This window comes from Vibrio sp. CCB-PB317, assembly GCF_022808245.1.
Taxonomy (GTDB): domain Bacteria; phylum Pseudomonadota; class Gammaproteobacteria; order Enterobacterales; family Vibrionaceae; genus Vibrio; species Vibrio diabolicus.
Window position 1 is genome coordinate 549,316 of record NZ_JALGNU010000003.1, and the last position, 13,845, is coordinate 563,160.

A 13,845-nucleotide genomic window follows, 5' to 3' on the forward strand; every position below is an offset into this window, starting at 1 on the left:
AAAAGGAATAAGATGGCGATTAAAGTACTAGTCGTTGATGATTCGAGTTTTTTTCGACGTCGCGTGAGCGAAATCATCAACTCAGAATCGCGCCTAGAAGTGATTGACGTTGCGGTAAATGGCAGAGAGGCGGTTGAGAAAGCCAAATCTCTTAAACCGGACGTCATCACGATGGATATTGAAATGCCAGTGATGGATGGCATTACCGCTGTGCGTGAAATCATGGCAGCGGCTCCAACGCCAATCCTAATGTTTTCGTCCCTGACTCATGACGGGGCGAAAGCCACGCTTGATGCGCTAGATGCGGGCGCATTGGATTTCTTGCCGAAAAAGTTTGAAGACATCGCACGTAACCGCGAAGAAGCGGTGTCACTGCTTCAGCAACGTGTTATTCAGATTGCTTCGAAGCGCGCTTTTATGCGTCGACCAATCACTCGCGCTGCTGCGAGTACCAGTGCGGCAGCTCGTCCACTAGGTTCAAGAACGGCTTCGCCAGCGACTCCAGCTCCTGCTCGACCGGCTGCGGCAAAGTTCCGAGCCTCTGGTAAGAAGTATCAACTGACCGCAATTGGCACGTCGACTGGTGGTCCGGTTGCTTTGCAAAAAATTCTGACGCGTTTACCGATGAACTACCCGCATCCGATCGTATTGATCCAACATATGCCAGCAACCTTTACTGCTGCATTTGCCAGCCGTTTGAATACCTTGTGTAAGATTCAAGTGAAAGAAGCACAAGATGGCGACGTCTTGCAGCCAGGTGTGGCATACCTTGCTCCAGGTGGTAAGCAAATGATGGTGGATGGTCGAGCGGGGGCTGCTCGTCTTCGCATCATTGATGGCGGCGACCGCATGAACTACAAACCATGTGTGGATGTGACTTTTGGTTCTGCAGCCAAAGTATACGGTGACAAAGTACTCTCTTTAGTGCTGACTGGCATGGGTGCAGACGGTCGTGAAGGCGCTCGTATGTTGAAGTCTTCAGGCTCAACTATTTGGGCTCAAGATGAAGAAAGTTGTGTTGTTTATGGTATGCCCCAAGCTGTTGCTAAAGCAGGCATTTCTTCAGAAGATTTACCGCTTGACCGCATTGCAGAACGCATGTTGGTGGAAGTTGGCCTAGCGTAGGATTCATCATGATTGTTTGGAGTGTAGCTAACCAGAAAGGTGGCGTGGGTAAAACCACCTCAACAGTGACATTAGCGGGTTTGCTGAGTCAAAAAGGTCATCGCGTACTGATGGTCGATACTGACCCTCACGCATCACTGACTACCTATCTTGGTTATGATCCTGACGCAGTAACTTCGAGCCTGTTTGATTTATTCCAGTTGAAGACATTCTCTCGTGAAACGGTGAGGCCGTTAATCCTAGAGACAAAACTGGAAGGGATGGATATCATTCCCGCGCATATGTCCCTTGCGACGCTTGATCGTGTCATGGGGAATCGCAGTGGGATGGGGCTGATCTTAAAACGAGCTCTACAATCGGTCTCACAAGACTATGATTATGTGTTGATTGACTGCCCGCCAATTCTTGGTGTGATGATGGTGAACGCACTGGCCGCCAGTGACCGAATTTTGATTCCCGTTCAAACCGAGTTTTTGGCGATGAAAGGCTTGGAACGCATGATGCGCACGTTAACCATTATGCAAAAGTCTCGTCCGGGTGGTTTCAAAGTGACTATCGTTCCAACGATGTATGACAAGCGCACCAAAGCGTCTTTGCAAACATTGATGCAACTGAAGAAAGATTACCCAAATCAAGTATGGACCTCTGCGGTGCCGATTGATACCAAATTCCGTGATGCTAGTTTAAAGCATTTGCCAGCATCGCATTTTGCATCTGGTAGTCGTGGTGTGTTTGCGTATAAACAGTTACTGATTTACCTGGAGAGGTTAGCGTTCGATGAGCAGTAACGACGTGCTTTCCAGTGAACAAGCGCTTGATGACTACTTTAATGCGCTATTGGGTGATGAGGCTGAAGCAACGACTCTTGAGGAAGAGCTTGACTTGCTGGCTCAAGAAATATCATCTGCAGAGCCAGAGCCAGAGCCAGAGCCAGAGCCAGAGCCAGAGCCAGAGCCAGAATTGCAGTTTCAATACTCGGAGCCGGAAACTTACCAGTTTCAAGAAGCGTACCCGCCAGAATTGGAAGCCCCAAATCTGGAAGATGTGCAAAGGTTATTAAGTCAGCTTGAAGCAAGCAACCCTGTAGCCGAGTTAGATATTGATAGTATTCTTGAACAAAATACGATTGATATTGCAGCAGAAATAAAAGCGGCCGAGCCAGACGTACAAACCGTTAGTGAGGCGCCCGAGTTACAAACAGTTGAAGAGATACAAGACTGGGTGATTGATGCGCCAGTTTTTGAGGAAACTCAGCCAGAACTGGTTGAACCTCAATCGGTGATTGAGCATGATGTCAATATAGAATCGAACGTTGATACTGAGCTCGAGACACAAACAGGTTCCGAAATACCAACTGACTGGGAAAGCACGAAGCGAAGTGAAGATTTTCAAGTGCTTTACTTTGATGTGAATGATGTCACGTTTGCCGTACCGCTTGATGAGTTAGGTGGTATTCATCGCATCAGCGAGCTTAACCATTTGATAGGAAAGCCCGCCTGGTATTTGGGGCTACAAACAAATCGTGAGCAACAGTTTGATGTCGTCGATACCGCGAAATGGGTGATGGCAGATAAGCTTCGCGATGACAGTTACAAAGATAATTACCAATACGTTGTCATGCTTGGAGAGAGCATGTGGGGGCTGGCCAGTAACCAACTAATGGGGACGGAAACGCTCAATATCGACAAGGTTCGCTGGCGTGAACAGGCGGGTAAACGCCCTTGGCTAGCGGGCATGGTAAAAGAAAAAATGTGCGCCTTAATTCATGTCCAGGCGCTCATTGACATGCTAAACGCCGGTTTAGATGTCAAATCACTGAATTAGATTTAAGTCGGGAACGACATTAACGAGGATTAACTATGTCTCAAGCTTTTGAAGTAGAAGTGAAGAAAGATGCATCGAATGACGAAGTTCTTCAGTGGGTGACGTTCCAGCTAGAAGAAGAAACGTACGGCATCAACGTAATGCAAGTTCGTGAAGTACTTCGTTATACTGAAATTGCACCCGTTCCAGGTGCGCCAGATTATGTTCTGGGTATCATCAACCTGCGTGGTAACGTGGTTACTGTTATCGACACGCGTTCACGTTTCGGCCTGATGGAAGGCGAAGTTACAGATAATACTCGTATTATTGTGATCGAGTCAGAGCGTCAAGTGATTGGTATTTTGGTAGATAGTGTGGCAGAAGTGGTTTACCTACGTTCTTCTGAAATTGACACGACGCCTTCTGTTGGTACTGATGAAAGCGCGAAGTTCATCCAAGGTGTGAGCAACCGTGACGGCAAGCTTCTTATCCTTGTGGATTTGAACAAGCTCCTAACGGATGACGAATGGGACGAGATGGCTCACCTATAATGGGCTGAATAATGATGGCTGAAGAGACTCTTTTATCTGTTCCATTCCTTGCGGGTGGCGTCGCTTTTATCGTGTTGGTGTTGGTTGTTTTGCAACTGCGCATTCGCTCGGGGTTGCAAAAGCAAGTAGACCAGCAACGAGCACAGTCTCGACATGTAGATAAAGAAGTACAAAAGTTGAGTAAGCAGTTACTCGAAGTGCGTTCGGTTGTCGTTGGTCTTGGACAAAAAGTAACGGAACAACAAGACATTATTCAGCACCTAAACGAGAGAATTCGTGAACTCGAACACGCTGATACTGATGGTCGCTTGTACAGTCGAGCTTCTAAAATGGTACAGCTTGGTGCAGATATCAATGAGCTCATTGAAGAGTGTGAACTGCCAAAAGCTGAAGCGGAATTGATGCTTTCACTACAGAAAAAACTGGCGGGAAAAGAGAAAATTCCACCACTAAGCGGTCAGCCATCAGATGATGCAGAATACCCGGCGCGTGGACGTCGTCGACGCTAAAGGTTTTAAAGCGATAAAAAGAGGCGATAAGCCTCTTTTTTTTGTGTTCGGTTACTAATTATCTTTTTGCAATACAGCCCTAGATTACCTTAAGCTCTTTTCATTCTTAGCACTCGCTCCCCAAGTTAAAATGAGAGCTTATAACTACTTATAGTTAATTTTATTAAAGTGTGACGATTAATTAACAAAAATACATGAACTTACATACATCCCAGCCCTCTTATCCTGTTTTGTCATAACTAAGCTGTGCTAATATAGCGCTTCGTTCATTTTTTAGTTGAAGCTCTATGTTAGAAGTATCTAACCTGACAGCGATCCGTGATGAGAGGGTCCTGTTTGAAAACCTGCAGTTTGAAATTAAGCCTGGTGAATTGGTCCAGATAGAAGGGCGCAATGGTACTGGCAAAACTACGTTACTACGTATTGTGACAGGTTTAGGTGATAGAGAAGAAGGCATCATTAAGTGGAAAGGAGAAGAGGTTGAAAAATCCCGTGATGTTTTCCATCAAGATCTGCTGTTCTTAGGGCATCAAACTGGAGTGAAACGAGAGCTTACCGCACTAGAAAACTTACGTTTTTACCAATCTATTCAAAATAACCGCTCTTCTGACGAAGAAATCTTCACTGCTTTAACTCAAGTTGGTTTAGCCGGTCGAGAAGATGTGCCTGTAGCACAGCTTTCCGCAGGTCAGCAACGACGAGTGGCACTAGCAAGGTTATGGCTCAGTAAGCAAATTTTATGGATTTTAGATGAACCGTTGACCGCCATCGATAAGCAAGGCGTCAAAGTGCTTGAATCTTTGTTCGCAAGTCACGCTGATAATGGCGGTATTGTCGTGTTGACGACGCATCAAGATATGTTTTCGGACAGCCCGAAACTTAGAAAAATAAAGTTGGGTGATTGATATGATTCCATCTATGACCACCATCATTCGCCGCGAGCTATTGATAGCATTTCGCCGTCAGGCAGACATTCTGAACCCGCTTTGGTTCTTTATTATTGTTATTACTCTGTTTCCTCTTAGTATCGGGCCTGAACCAAATTTGTTAGCACGTATTGCAGCGGGCATTGTTTGGGTTGCCGCATTGCTATCCGCCTTATTATCATTAGAGCGTCTATTTCGTGATGATTTTCAAGACGGTGCATTGGAACAAATGATGCTAATGCCGATTCCATTGCAACTTGTAGTGGTTTCAAAGGTCATAGCACATTGGTTGTTAACAGGGTTACCTCTGATCCTAATTAGCCCATTATTGGCGGTTTTACTTTCGCTCGATTTCAATACTTGGCTATCTGTTGTACTAACCTTGATGATCGGTACACCGACACTAAGTTTTATTGGAGCTATTGGTGTGGCTTTGACGGTTGGGTTGCAAAAGGGTGGCGTTCTTTTGAGTTTGCTTATTCTTCCGCTCTACATCCCAATTTTGATTTTCGCAACATCAGCAATTGATGCCGCCGCGCTTGGTATGGCGTATAACGGTCAACTAGCAATTTTAGGTGCGATGCTAATGGGAGCGATGACGTTAACGCCTTTTGCCATTAGTGCCGCATTGAGAGTTAGTGTTAACTAACTCAATAAAGTGCCAATGAAGCGGCGCTTGATCAAAGAATTATTATTAAAGCACTGCTACGGTCTCAACCCTTTAGACAGTGTCCCTGAAGTAAGAGTGAGAACAAAACATGTGGAAATGGCTACATCCTTATGCCAAGCCAGAAACCGCTTACCGTTTGAGTGGTAAGTTTCTGCCTTGGTTTTCTGTATTGGCCCTCGTATGCTTATCGGTTGGTACGGTTTGGGGGCTTGCATTTGCGCCTTCAGATTACCAACAAGGTGACAGTTTCCGAATCATCTACATTCACGTCCCATCAGCTATTTGGTCTATGGGCGTTTATATGTCGATGGCGATTGCGGCATTTATTGGCTTAGTATGGCAAGTACGTCTATCTGATATGGCGGCACTTGCGATGGCGCCGATTGGTGCGGTATTTACCTTTATTGCTCTACTTACTGGTGCCGTTTGGGGTAAGCCAATGTGGGGCACTTGGTGGGTATGGGACGCCCGTCTTACTTCAGAATTGATTCTTCTATTTCTCTACCTTGGTGTTATTGCGCTTTATCACGCGTTTGACGATCAGAAAACAGCCGCAAAAGCGGCGGGTATTTTAGCGATCGTAGGCGTCGTGAACCTACCTATCATTCACTTTTCCGTAGAATGGTGGAACACGCTTCACCAAGGCGCGACGATCACGAAATTTGAACAACCTTCTATTTCATCCGACATGCTTTGGCCGTTATTGCTAAACATCTTTGGCTTTGCGTTCTTCTTTGGTGCAGTGACGATGGTCCGTTTCCGTAACGAAATCATCAGTAAAGAAAGTCACCGCCCTTGGGTGCGCAAACTCGCAACAGAACAAACTCAGTGAGGTAATTTATTATGCATTTTGAATCTCTGAGCGACTTTTTTGCCATGGGTGGCTACGCATCATACGTATGGAGTGCGTTTGGTATTACTTTCTTATCCATGCTGATTCTTCTGATCACTAGCCTTCGCCGCGGTGATGCATTATTGAAAGAAGTGAAAGCAAAAATTGACCGTCAAGCTCGTATCGACGCAGCGAAGAACATGGAGAACACCTTATGAACCCGAGACGTAAAAAGAGGCTAGGTATCGTACTAGCGATCTTTATCGGTATTAGTGCCACCATTGGTTTGATACTTTATGCGCTTAACCAAAATATGGACCTTTTCTACACTCCAACGGAGTTGGTTAATGGTAAGCCAGATGGCACCAAGCCAGAAGTAGGCCAGCGTCTGCGTATTGGTGGTATGGTGGTTGTGGGCTCGGTTCGTCGAGATCCTAATTCTTTGAAAGTGAGTTTTGACCTGCACGATGTCGGTCCTAAAGTGACGATTACTTATGATGGTATTCTTCCTGACTTGTTCCGTGAAGGGCAGGGTATTGTGGCTCAAGGTGTACTGAAAGATGCCACGACAGTTGAGGCATTTGAGGTCCTAGCGAAGCACGATGAAGAATACATGCCACCAGAAATTGCGGAAGCGATGAAGAAAACGCATGAACCGCTTCAATACAGCACCGAACAGAAACAAGGAAGCGGCCAATGATTGCTGAAATCGGTCACTTTGCTCTCATTCTTTCGCTTGCAATGGCAGTGCTGCTGAGCGTATTGCCATTGTGGGGAGCATCGAATAATAACACAATGCTCATGAACACAGCGCGACCGCTATCTTGGTCTATGTTCCTGATGCTGTTGTTCTCTTTCGCCATTTTATGTTGGGGATTTTATACCAACGACTTCACGTTACAGTATGTAGCGAGCAACTCGAATAGTCAGCTTCCTTGGTACTACCGTTTAACCGCAGTATGGGGTGCACACGAAGGTTCACTGTTGCTATGGGTTTTAATCCAAGCTGCTTGGACTGTCGCTGTAGCGACGTTTAGTCGTGGTATGCCGCAAGAGTCGGTTGCACGTGTACTTGCCGTAATGGGCATGATCTCAGTGGGTTTCCTACTGTTTATCATCTTAACGTCAAACCCATTCTTACGTACGTTGCCTTTCTTCCCGGTTGACGGGCGTGACTTGAACCCTCTGCTTCAAGACCCCGGTTTGATTGTTCACCCGCCAATGCTTTACATGGGCTACGTTGGTTTCTCGGTTGCCTTCTCTTTTGCGATCGCATCCCTAATGACCGGACGCCTTGATACGGCTTGGGCTCGTTGGTCTCGTCCTTGGACAACCGCTGCATGGGTATTTTTAACACTCGGTATCGCACTAGGCTCTTGGTGGGCTTACTACGAACTTGGCTGGGGTGGCTGGTGGTTCTGGGACCCAGTAGAAAACGCATCATTCATGCCTTGGTTAGCGGGTACCGCATTAATGCACTCTCTTGCCGTGACAGAAAAACGCGGCACATTTAAAGCGTGGACGGTACTATTGGCAATCTCTGCATTTTCGTTGAGTTTGTTGGGCACATTCTTAGTCCGTTCCGGTATTTTAGTATCGGTGCACGCGTTCGCGTCTGACCCGTCGCGCGGTATGTTTATTCTAGGCTTCCTCGTTTTCGTTATCGGCGGCTCTTTATTGCTGTTTGCTGTAAAAGGGGCAGCAGTACGTGTACGTGGTAACTTCGACTTAGTCTCTCGTGAAAACGCGCTCTTAGCCAACAACGTATTACTTATCGCAGCACTTGTTGTGGTGTTAGTGGGGACACTGTTGCCGCTCGTACACAAGCAGCTTGGTTTGGGGTCGGTTTCTATCGGTGCGCCATTCTTCGACATGCTGTTTGCTTGGTTGATGATGCCATTTGCTTTCCTACTTGGTATTGGTCCACTTATCCGTTGGAAGCGAGACAATTTATCTAAACTTGTGAAACCAATGCTCATTTCAGGTGTGCTTGCTTTCGCCTTGGCTGCGGTATGCGTGTTCCTGTTTGCCGACTTCTTCTCAACCATGGCTTACATTGGCTGGGTAATGGCGATTTGGATTATTGCAATGCATGGCTTTGAACTATATGAGCGTGCAACGCACCGTCATAGCTTTAGTGAAGGCGTTCGCAAGCTGCAACGTAGCCACTGGGCAATGATGTTGGGTCATGTTGGTCTGGCGGTATCTGTTATCGGTATTGCGATGGTACAGAACTACAGCATCGAGCGTGATGTGCGTTTAGCACCTAGCGAACACTTCCAAATTCAAGGTTATGATTTCTACTTCTCAGGCCTGCGTGATAAAGATGGTCCAAACTACGATGGCTACATCGCGGATTTTGAGATCACACATGATGGCAAATACGTGAATACGCTTCACGCTGAGAAGCGCTTCTACCGTACGGCTAAGTCTATGATGACCGAAGCTGCCATTGACCGTGGAATTAGTCGTGACTTATACATTGCAATGGGTGAACGTTTAGACGACAACCGATCTTGGGCTGTTCGTATTTACTATAAACCGTTCGTTCGTTGGATTTGGGCTGGCTCTTTGATTATGGCGTTAGGCGGTGCATTAGCGATTTCAGATAAGCGTTATCGCTTCCGTAAATCTTCAAAGAAAAACGCGAAGTCAAAAGAGCAGGAGGCATAATATGAATAAGAAAATCTTATTTATTCCGCTCGTCGCTTTCATGATTTTGGCGGGCATTTTCGCAACCCAGTTAATGCGCAACCAAGAGGGCGATGATCCAACGAAATTGGAGTCGGTTTTGGTTGGTAAGCCAGTTCCTGAGTTTCACTTAGAAGACTTAGCTGAACCTGGAAAACAATACGACCAGTCAATTTTTAAAGGTGAGCCGTTGCTCTTGAACGTTTGGGCTACGTGGTGTCCAACGTGTTATGCAGAGCATAAATACCTAAACGAATTGGCGGGTAAGGGCGTTAAGATTATCGGTATGAATTACAAAGATGATCGTAACAAAGCGGTAGGCTGGTTGAATGATCTCGGCAACCCTTACTTAATTAGCCTATTTGATGGTAGCGGTATGCTTGGTCTTGACCTTGGCGTTTATGGTGCACCAGAAACATTCATTATTGATGCAAATGGTGTGATTCGCTATCGCCATGTGGGGGATGTTAACCCACGTAATTGGTCAGAAACACTGGAGCCGCTTTACAACAAATTGGTTGAGGAGGCGAAGCAATGAGAAAGCTGATCCTTGCAGTTTTTGCTGCCATGACATTATCTCTTGCTGCTCACGCTGCCATTGAAGTATACGAGTTCGATAACTTGGAACAAGAACAGCAGTTCAAAGAGCTAAGCCATACGCTCCGTTGCCCTAAATGTCAGAACAACACGATCTCGGATTCTAACGCTGAACTTGCTCAAGACTTACGCCATAAGGTGTACGAAATGACCAAAGAAGGTAAGTCCAAAGATGAGATTGTTGATTACATGATCGCTCGTTACGGTAACTTCGTGACTTACAACCCACCATTTACGGTTGCGACTGCGATTTTGTGGCTAGGGCCACTCGCTGTAGTACTGGGTGGTTTTGGTTTAATTGTGCTGCGTAGCCGTAAATCTAAAGTTAAGGCAAAAGCGAGCAGTGACGAGCAATGGGATGAGCAAAAAGAGGCTCGTTTAAAAGCATTGCTTGAAGAAGAGAACAACGGAGATAAGAAGTAATGACACTATTTTGGATTTCCACCGTTGCTCTTACGCTTATTGCTTGTGCGCTGGTGGCTTTGCCGCTGCTTAAACAAAAAGCGAACAATGATGATGTGTTACGCGATGAGCTCAACAAGGCATTTTATAAAGACCGTCTATCTGAGCTTGCAGAAGAAACCGACGAAGGGCTGGTTGAAAGCGAAGACGAACTGATTTCTGATCTAAAGCAGTCTCTCCTTGACGATATTCCGGGTGATAAAGCGCAAAAAGAAACCAAGGTTTCACCAATCGCGGTTTTAGTTCCATCGGTAATTCTGACGGTGGCGTTGAGCTATGGCTTGTATTACAAATTTGGCGCGTCAGACGATATTGTTCAATGGCAAGAAGTGTCTGCAAATCTACCTGAGTTATCGAAAAAGCTGATGTCGGCTTCTTCTGAGCCGTTGAGTGACGATGAAATGGCGGATTTGACCCTTGCCCTTCGAACTCGCTTACATTACCAGCCGGAAGACTCGACAGGTTGGTTACTGCTAGGTCGTATTGCGTTAGCAAATCGTGATGTCACCACAGCTATCGATGCGATGGAAAAATCGTACCGCCTAGAGCCAAAAGACCCAGATGTAATGTTGGGTTACGCACAAGCTCTGATGCTGTCTCAAGAGGAAATGGATCAAGCGACAGCGCGCTCATTACTTGGCAAGCTGATGCAGCAAGACTACGTTGATCTGCGAGTGTTTTCTTTGTTAGCGTTCGATGCGTTTGAGCGTCAAGACTTCCCGGCAGCCATCAAGTACTGGGGAATCATGCAGCAAATGATTGGTCCAGAAGATAGCCGCTACGAGATGTTGTCACGCAGTATTGAGAGTGCTCGTAAGCAAATGGGCGAAGCGGTTTCACCAGATAAGAGTGTCGCTGTGACAATTAATATGGCACCAAATGCTCAGTTGGATCCAAACGCAGTTCTGATTGTGTCGGTACATCGTGCAGATGGCTCACCAATGCCTGTTGCGGCAGCTCGCTATCCGCTGGGTACTTTCCCTCGTACAGTCGTATTAGATGATGGTAATGCCATGATACAGGGGCAAAAACTATCTTCACTCGACAAGTTAATCGTTCGTGTGCGTGTGGACTCTGACGGTAACGTAGCAACGCGTGACCAAGATTGGCACGGAGAGAGTGACGTCGTTGAATTTGGCACGCCGGTTGAAGTGACCATTGACCAGCAATATTAATCGTTAGCGTCTGTCTCTGAAATATGACAACGGGGTAGAGTCTGTTGCCTTTAGTGGTATGACTCTAAACGATCGAGTAGAATACCGAAGGCCAGCGACTGCTGGCCTTTATTTATTCCCATATCTGAGTCATCTTTACTACGTATACTGCTCAACATACGTACAACTGTTCATTGGGTGACTTAGGTACATTAATAGTCGTTATGGAAAATAAAATGTATAACAAGGGTAAATCTACCTTCTTGTTACTGCTTGCAGTTGGACTGGTTGGCTGTTCAAGTGCGCCTGATGAAGCAGTAACAGGACAAGAAACAAATCAAACGACTTCTGATGTGTATGACCCGTTGGAAGGCTTTAACCGAACCATGTGGGAAATCAACTACGAATATTTAGATCCGTATTTGGTTCGTCCTGTATCACTTGCGTATGTGGAATACACGCCAGTTCCTATTCGTTCCGGTATCGCTAACTTCTTGTCGAACTTAGATGAGCCAGCCAGCATGGTTAATAACTTAGTCATGGGTAACGGCACGAAAGCCGTGGACCACTTTAATCGTTTTTGGATTAACTCGACGTTTGGTATTTTCGGTTTATTCGATATTGCAAGTGCCGCGGGTATTACGAAATACGACGAGAAAGCGTTCAGTGATGCAGTAGGCCACTATGGTGTTGGAAATGGCCCTTACTTCATGATTCCAGGTTATGGCCCGTATACCTTACGTGAAGTGACAGATACCGTAGATAGTACGTATTTACCCCTCTCTTACCTCAACTTCTGGGCGAGTTTGGGTAAGTGGGCGTTTGAAGGCATGGAGAAGCGTGCTTTATTAGTACCGCAAGAAGCACAGTTAGACTCGTCGCCGGATCCATATATTCTTACTCGCGATGTTTATATTCAGCGTCAAAACTTTAAAGCAGAAGTTGAAACGGTGGAAGAAGTGAACATCGAAGAAGAAGAGTATTTAGACGAATACCTAGAAGACTTTTAAGCGCTGTTCTTTACAATATACAAATAAAAAAGGCTTAGCTGGTGCTAAGCCTTTTTTGTATTTTTGCTGTTTGGTTAGAAACGGTAGTTTGCTTGAACACCGATTAGCCAAACATTACCCGTAGTTTCGCCTACGAATTGGCCGCCGACTTGTTCCGCAGCGTCGTCTGACTTATAACCACGAGACTCAACGATTGGTGCGTCTTTCGCGAAAATATAGGTGAAGCCAGCGTCTAGGCTGAAGTCTTTCGTCCAATCGTACGTTGCGCCAATACTTAGCCAAGTACGGTCAGTTTCTGGAATAGTGATCGTACGGTTTTTGTCGCTTACCGCAGAAGTATCGTATGCAATACCAGTACGTAGCGCTAGCTTAGGATCAAGCTGGTAAGTGGCACCAACAGCAAAGCGGTAGTTATCTTCCCAGTTTTCTACTTTAACCATATGCGTGCCAGCGGTATCTAGGCGTGCTTCCAATTTCTCGAAAGAGCTCCAATCCGTCCAGTTAAAGCTTGCGTGTAACGCAAGTTGGTCTGTTACTTGGTGGAAACTTGCCAGCTCAGCTGTTGCAGGCAGGTTTAGGTACATATAGCCGTTGTCACGTAGTTGTGGAAGCTCAGAAGTACCGAAGCCAAAACCTAGACCTTCAGCATGGCCTTCAAGCTTCAGTTCAACTTCAGATTTGTACGCGAAGCCGATACGGTTATTTTCATTGATCTGCCATGCAGTACCAACTTGCCAGCCCCAAGCGGTATCGTCACCTTCCATGTATTTTAGAGCGGTACCTTGAGGAACACTGATAGGATCGCCAGTTAAAGGGTGCTTTCCTACAACGTTATTCTTAGGAGCTGCTGCGCCAAAGCTGCCTTCGCCGATGATGTAACGGATACCACCACCAACGCTGATTGATTCATTGACTTTGTAAGCTGCGTTTAAGTTCGCTTCCATTGTCGTTACGCTTGCTTCGTTACCGAAGTGTGATGCACCAAAGCCTTTACCTAGATCGGTTTCCATGCCGTAGTTGGTGCCAAATGCCAAACCAATCGCGAATTTCTCATTGTATTGGTGTGATAGGTAGAAGTTTGGAATGATTGCATCATGTGCGAAATCATCTGAAGATGCAGAAGAAGTACTACCGTGGAAGTTTACATCACCTTCAATATCAATATTTGGGTTCACATAGATTGCACCAACGGACACTTGAGTGCCTTCCAAATAAGTTAGCATTGCTGGGTTACGCCATTGTGCACTTGCGTTGTCAGCCATTGCTGCTTCACCAGCATATGCTCGACCTAGGCCTGTTGCAGAATATTCAGCAAGTTGGAAACCTGCTGCGTTAGCCATGCCCGTTGTGCCAAGTAGGCTTAATGCCACTGCTGTTGATAGAAGAGTCTTGTTGGTTTTCATTCGAATGTTCGCTGATTTGTTTATAACGTGGGACGAAAGTTTAAAGGTAGAGTTTTTACTTTAGAAATGAAAATCCAGCACAAGTAGTCATTTGGAATATTATGCTTTCAAG

The 13,845-nt window shown here is 45.9% G+C and carries 16 protein-coding genes; 15 read left to right on the forward strand and 1 reads right to left on the reverse strand.

The window, feature by feature from the left end; translation table 11 throughout:
• Positions 1 to 12 precede the first annotated feature (12 nt).
• The 15 genes from MTR11_RS19745 to MTR11_RS19815 all read left to right on the forward strand — a co-directional run bounded on the left by MTR11_RS19745 (position 13) and on the right by MTR11_RS19815 (position 12,330).
• Entirely contained in the window at positions 13 to 1,125 is a 1,113-nt protein-coding gene (locus MTR11_RS19745) for a protein-glutamate methylesterase/protein-glutamine glutaminase (RefSeq protein ID WP_237312380.1), read from the forward strand.
• An 8-nt stretch (positions 1,126 to 1,133) separates the two neighbouring features.
• Positions 1,134 to 1,913: a ParA family protein gene (locus MTR11_RS19750; RefSeq protein ID WP_047008841.1), complete on the forward strand. Its 780-nt coding sequence runs from the start codon at positions 1,134 to 1,136 to the stop codon at positions 1,911 to 1,913.
• Positions 1,903 to 2,949, forward strand: a complete 1,047-nt coding sequence (locus tag MTR11_RS19755) for a chemotaxis protein CheW (protein ID WP_243328245.1) — start codon at positions 1,903 to 1,905, stop codon at positions 2,947 to 2,949. Before MTR11_RS19750 ends, MTR11_RS19755 begins: the two co-directional genes overlap by 11 nt.
• 35 nt (positions 2,950 to 2,984) lie before the next feature.
• Positions 2,985 to 3,479 carry a chemotaxis protein CheW gene (locus MTR11_RS19760; protein WP_005380507.1) on the forward strand — a complete coding sequence of 165 codons (495 nt, stop codon included), beginning with the start codon at positions 2,985 to 2,987 and terminating at the stop codon, positions 3,477 to 3,479.
• Positions 3,480 to 3,493: 14 nt separating this feature from the next.
• The gene (locus MTR11_RS19765) at positions 3,494 to 3,988 is read left to right on the forward strand and encodes a DUF2802 domain-containing protein (protein ID WP_041853027.1); all 495 of its coding nucleotides are present in this window, start codon (positions 3,494 to 3,496) and stop codon (positions 3,986 to 3,988) included.
• 287 nt (positions 3,989 to 4,275) lie between these two features.
• Positions 4,276 to 4,893, forward strand: a complete 618-nt coding sequence (ccmA, locus tag MTR11_RS19770; RefSeq protein ID WP_012841536.1) for a cytochrome c biogenesis heme-transporting ATPase CcmA — start codon at positions 4,276 to 4,278, stop codon at positions 4,891 to 4,893.
• A gap of 1 nt (position 4,894) precedes the next feature.
• A complete protein-coding gene (gene ccmB, locus MTR11_RS19775) occupies positions 4,895 to 5,563 on the forward strand; it encodes a heme exporter protein CcmB (RefSeq protein WP_006741714.1) in 669 nt (222 codons plus the stop codon).
• 109 nt (positions 5,564 to 5,672) lie between these two features.
• Positions 5,673 to 6,416, forward strand: a complete 744-nt coding sequence (locus tag MTR11_RS19780) for a heme ABC transporter permease (protein ID WP_005394301.1) — start codon at positions 5,673 to 5,675, stop codon at positions 6,414 to 6,416.
• An 11-nt stretch (positions 6,417 to 6,427) separates the two neighbouring features.
• The gene (gene ccmD, locus MTR11_RS19785; RefSeq protein ID WP_005380515.1) at positions 6,428 to 6,634 is read left to right on the forward strand and encodes a heme exporter protein CcmD; all 207 of its coding nucleotides are present in this window, start codon (positions 6,428 to 6,430) and stop codon (positions 6,632 to 6,634) included.
• Entirely contained in the window at positions 6,631 to 7,116 is a 486-nt protein-coding gene (gene ccmE / locus MTR11_RS19790) for a cytochrome c maturation protein CcmE (protein WP_005380516.1), read from the forward strand. The genes ccmD and ccmE overlap by 4 nt, the downstream gene beginning before the upstream one ends.
• The gene (locus MTR11_RS19795; RefSeq protein WP_243328246.1) at positions 7,113 to 9,089 is read left to right on the forward strand and encodes a heme lyase CcmF/NrfE family subunit; all 1,977 of its coding nucleotides are present in this window, start codon (positions 7,113 to 7,115) and stop codon (positions 9,087 to 9,089) included. The genes ccmE and MTR11_RS19795 overlap by 4 nt, the downstream gene beginning before the upstream one ends.
• A 1-nt stretch (position 9,090) precedes the next feature.
• Complete coding sequence (locus MTR11_RS19800) at positions 9,091 to 9,645, forward strand: DsbE family thiol:disulfide interchange protein (protein WP_012841537.1); 555 nt, start codon at positions 9,091 to 9,093, stop codon at positions 9,643 to 9,645.
• Entirely contained in the window at positions 9,642 to 10,127 is a 486-nt protein-coding gene (locus MTR11_RS19805) for a cytochrome c-type biogenesis protein (protein WP_005380519.1), read from the forward strand. The genes MTR11_RS19800 and MTR11_RS19805 overlap by 4 nt, the downstream gene beginning before the upstream one ends.
• Complete coding sequence (gene ccmI, locus MTR11_RS19810; RefSeq protein WP_243328247.1) at positions 10,127 to 11,341, forward strand: c-type cytochrome biogenesis protein CcmI; 1,215 nt, start codon at positions 10,127 to 10,129, stop codon at positions 11,339 to 11,341. Before MTR11_RS19805 ends, ccmI begins: the two co-directional genes overlap by 1 nt.
• Positions 11,342 to 11,556: 215 nt before the next feature.
• Positions 11,557 to 12,330: a VacJ family lipoprotein gene (locus MTR11_RS19815; protein WP_005394290.1), complete on the forward strand. Its 774-nt coding sequence runs from the start codon at positions 11,557 to 11,559 to the stop codon at positions 12,328 to 12,330.
• Positions 12,331 to 12,404: 74 nt separating this feature from the next.
• Here the strand turns inward: MTR11_RS19815 and MTR11_RS19820 are convergent, their stop codons facing one another.
• Positions 12,405 to 13,733: an outer membrane protein transport protein gene (locus tag MTR11_RS19820; protein WP_046875549.1), complete on the reverse strand. Its 1,329-nt coding sequence runs from the start codon at positions 13,731 to 13,733 to the stop codon at positions 12,405 to 12,407.
• Between the last annotated feature and the right edge of the window lie 112 nt (positions 13,734 to 13,845).

Bases quoted from the DNA above. Each gene is read 5' to 3' on its own strand.
- MTR11_RS19745 (WP_237312380.1), top strand. From the start codon at position 13: ATGGCGATTAAAGTACTAGTCGTTGATGATTCGAGTTTTTTTCGACGT.
- MTR11_RS19750 (WP_047008841.1), top strand. From the start codon at position 1,134: ATGATTGTTTGGAGTGTAGCTAACCAGAAAGGTGGCGTGGGTAAAACC.
- MTR11_RS19755 (WP_243328245.1), top strand. From the start codon at position 1,903: ATGAGCAGTAACGACGTGCTTTCCAGTGAACAAGCGCTTGATGACTAC.
- MTR11_RS19760 (WP_005380507.1), top strand. From the start codon at position 2,985: ATGTCTCAAGCTTTTGAAGTAGAAGTGAAGAAAGATGCATCGAATGAC.
- MTR11_RS19765 (WP_041853027.1), top strand. From the start codon at position 3,494: ATGGCTGAAGAGACTCTTTTATCTGTTCCATTCCTTGCGGGTGGCGTC.
- ccmA (WP_012841536.1), top strand. From the start codon at position 4,276: ATGTTAGAAGTATCTAACCTGACAGCGATCCGTGATGAGAGGGTCCTG.
- ccmB (WP_006741714.1), top strand. From the start codon at position 4,895: ATGATTCCATCTATGACCACCATCATTCGCCGCGAGCTATTGATAGCA.
- MTR11_RS19780 (WP_005394301.1), top strand. From the start codon at position 5,673: ATGTGGAAATGGCTACATCCTTATGCCAAGCCAGAAACCGCTTACCGT.
- ccmD (WP_005380515.1), top strand. From the start codon at position 6,428: ATGCATTTTGAATCTCTGAGCGACTTTTTTGCCATGGGTGGCTACGCA.
- ccmE (WP_005380516.1), top strand. From the start codon at position 6,631: ATGAACCCGAGACGTAAAAAGAGGCTAGGTATCGTACTAGCGATCTTT.
- MTR11_RS19795 (WP_243328246.1), top strand. From the start codon at position 7,113: ATGATTGCTGAAATCGGTCACTTTGCTCTCATTCTTTCGCTTGCAATG.
- MTR11_RS19800 (WP_012841537.1), top strand. From the start codon at position 9,091: ATGAATAAGAAAATCTTATTTATTCCGCTCGTCGCTTTCATGATTTTG.
- MTR11_RS19805 (WP_005380519.1), top strand. From the start codon at position 9,642: ATGAGAAAGCTGATCCTTGCAGTTTTTGCTGCCATGACATTATCTCTT.
- ccmI (WP_243328247.1), top strand. From the start codon at position 10,127: ATGACACTATTTTGGATTTCCACCGTTGCTCTTACGCTTATTGCTTGT.
- MTR11_RS19815 (WP_005394290.1), top strand. From the start codon at position 11,557: ATGTATAACAAGGGTAAATCTACCTTCTTGTTACTGCTTGCAGTTGGA.
- MTR11_RS19820 (WP_046875549.1), bottom strand. From the start codon at position 13,733: ATGAAAACCAACAAGACTCTTCTATCAACAGCAGTGGCATTAAGCCTA.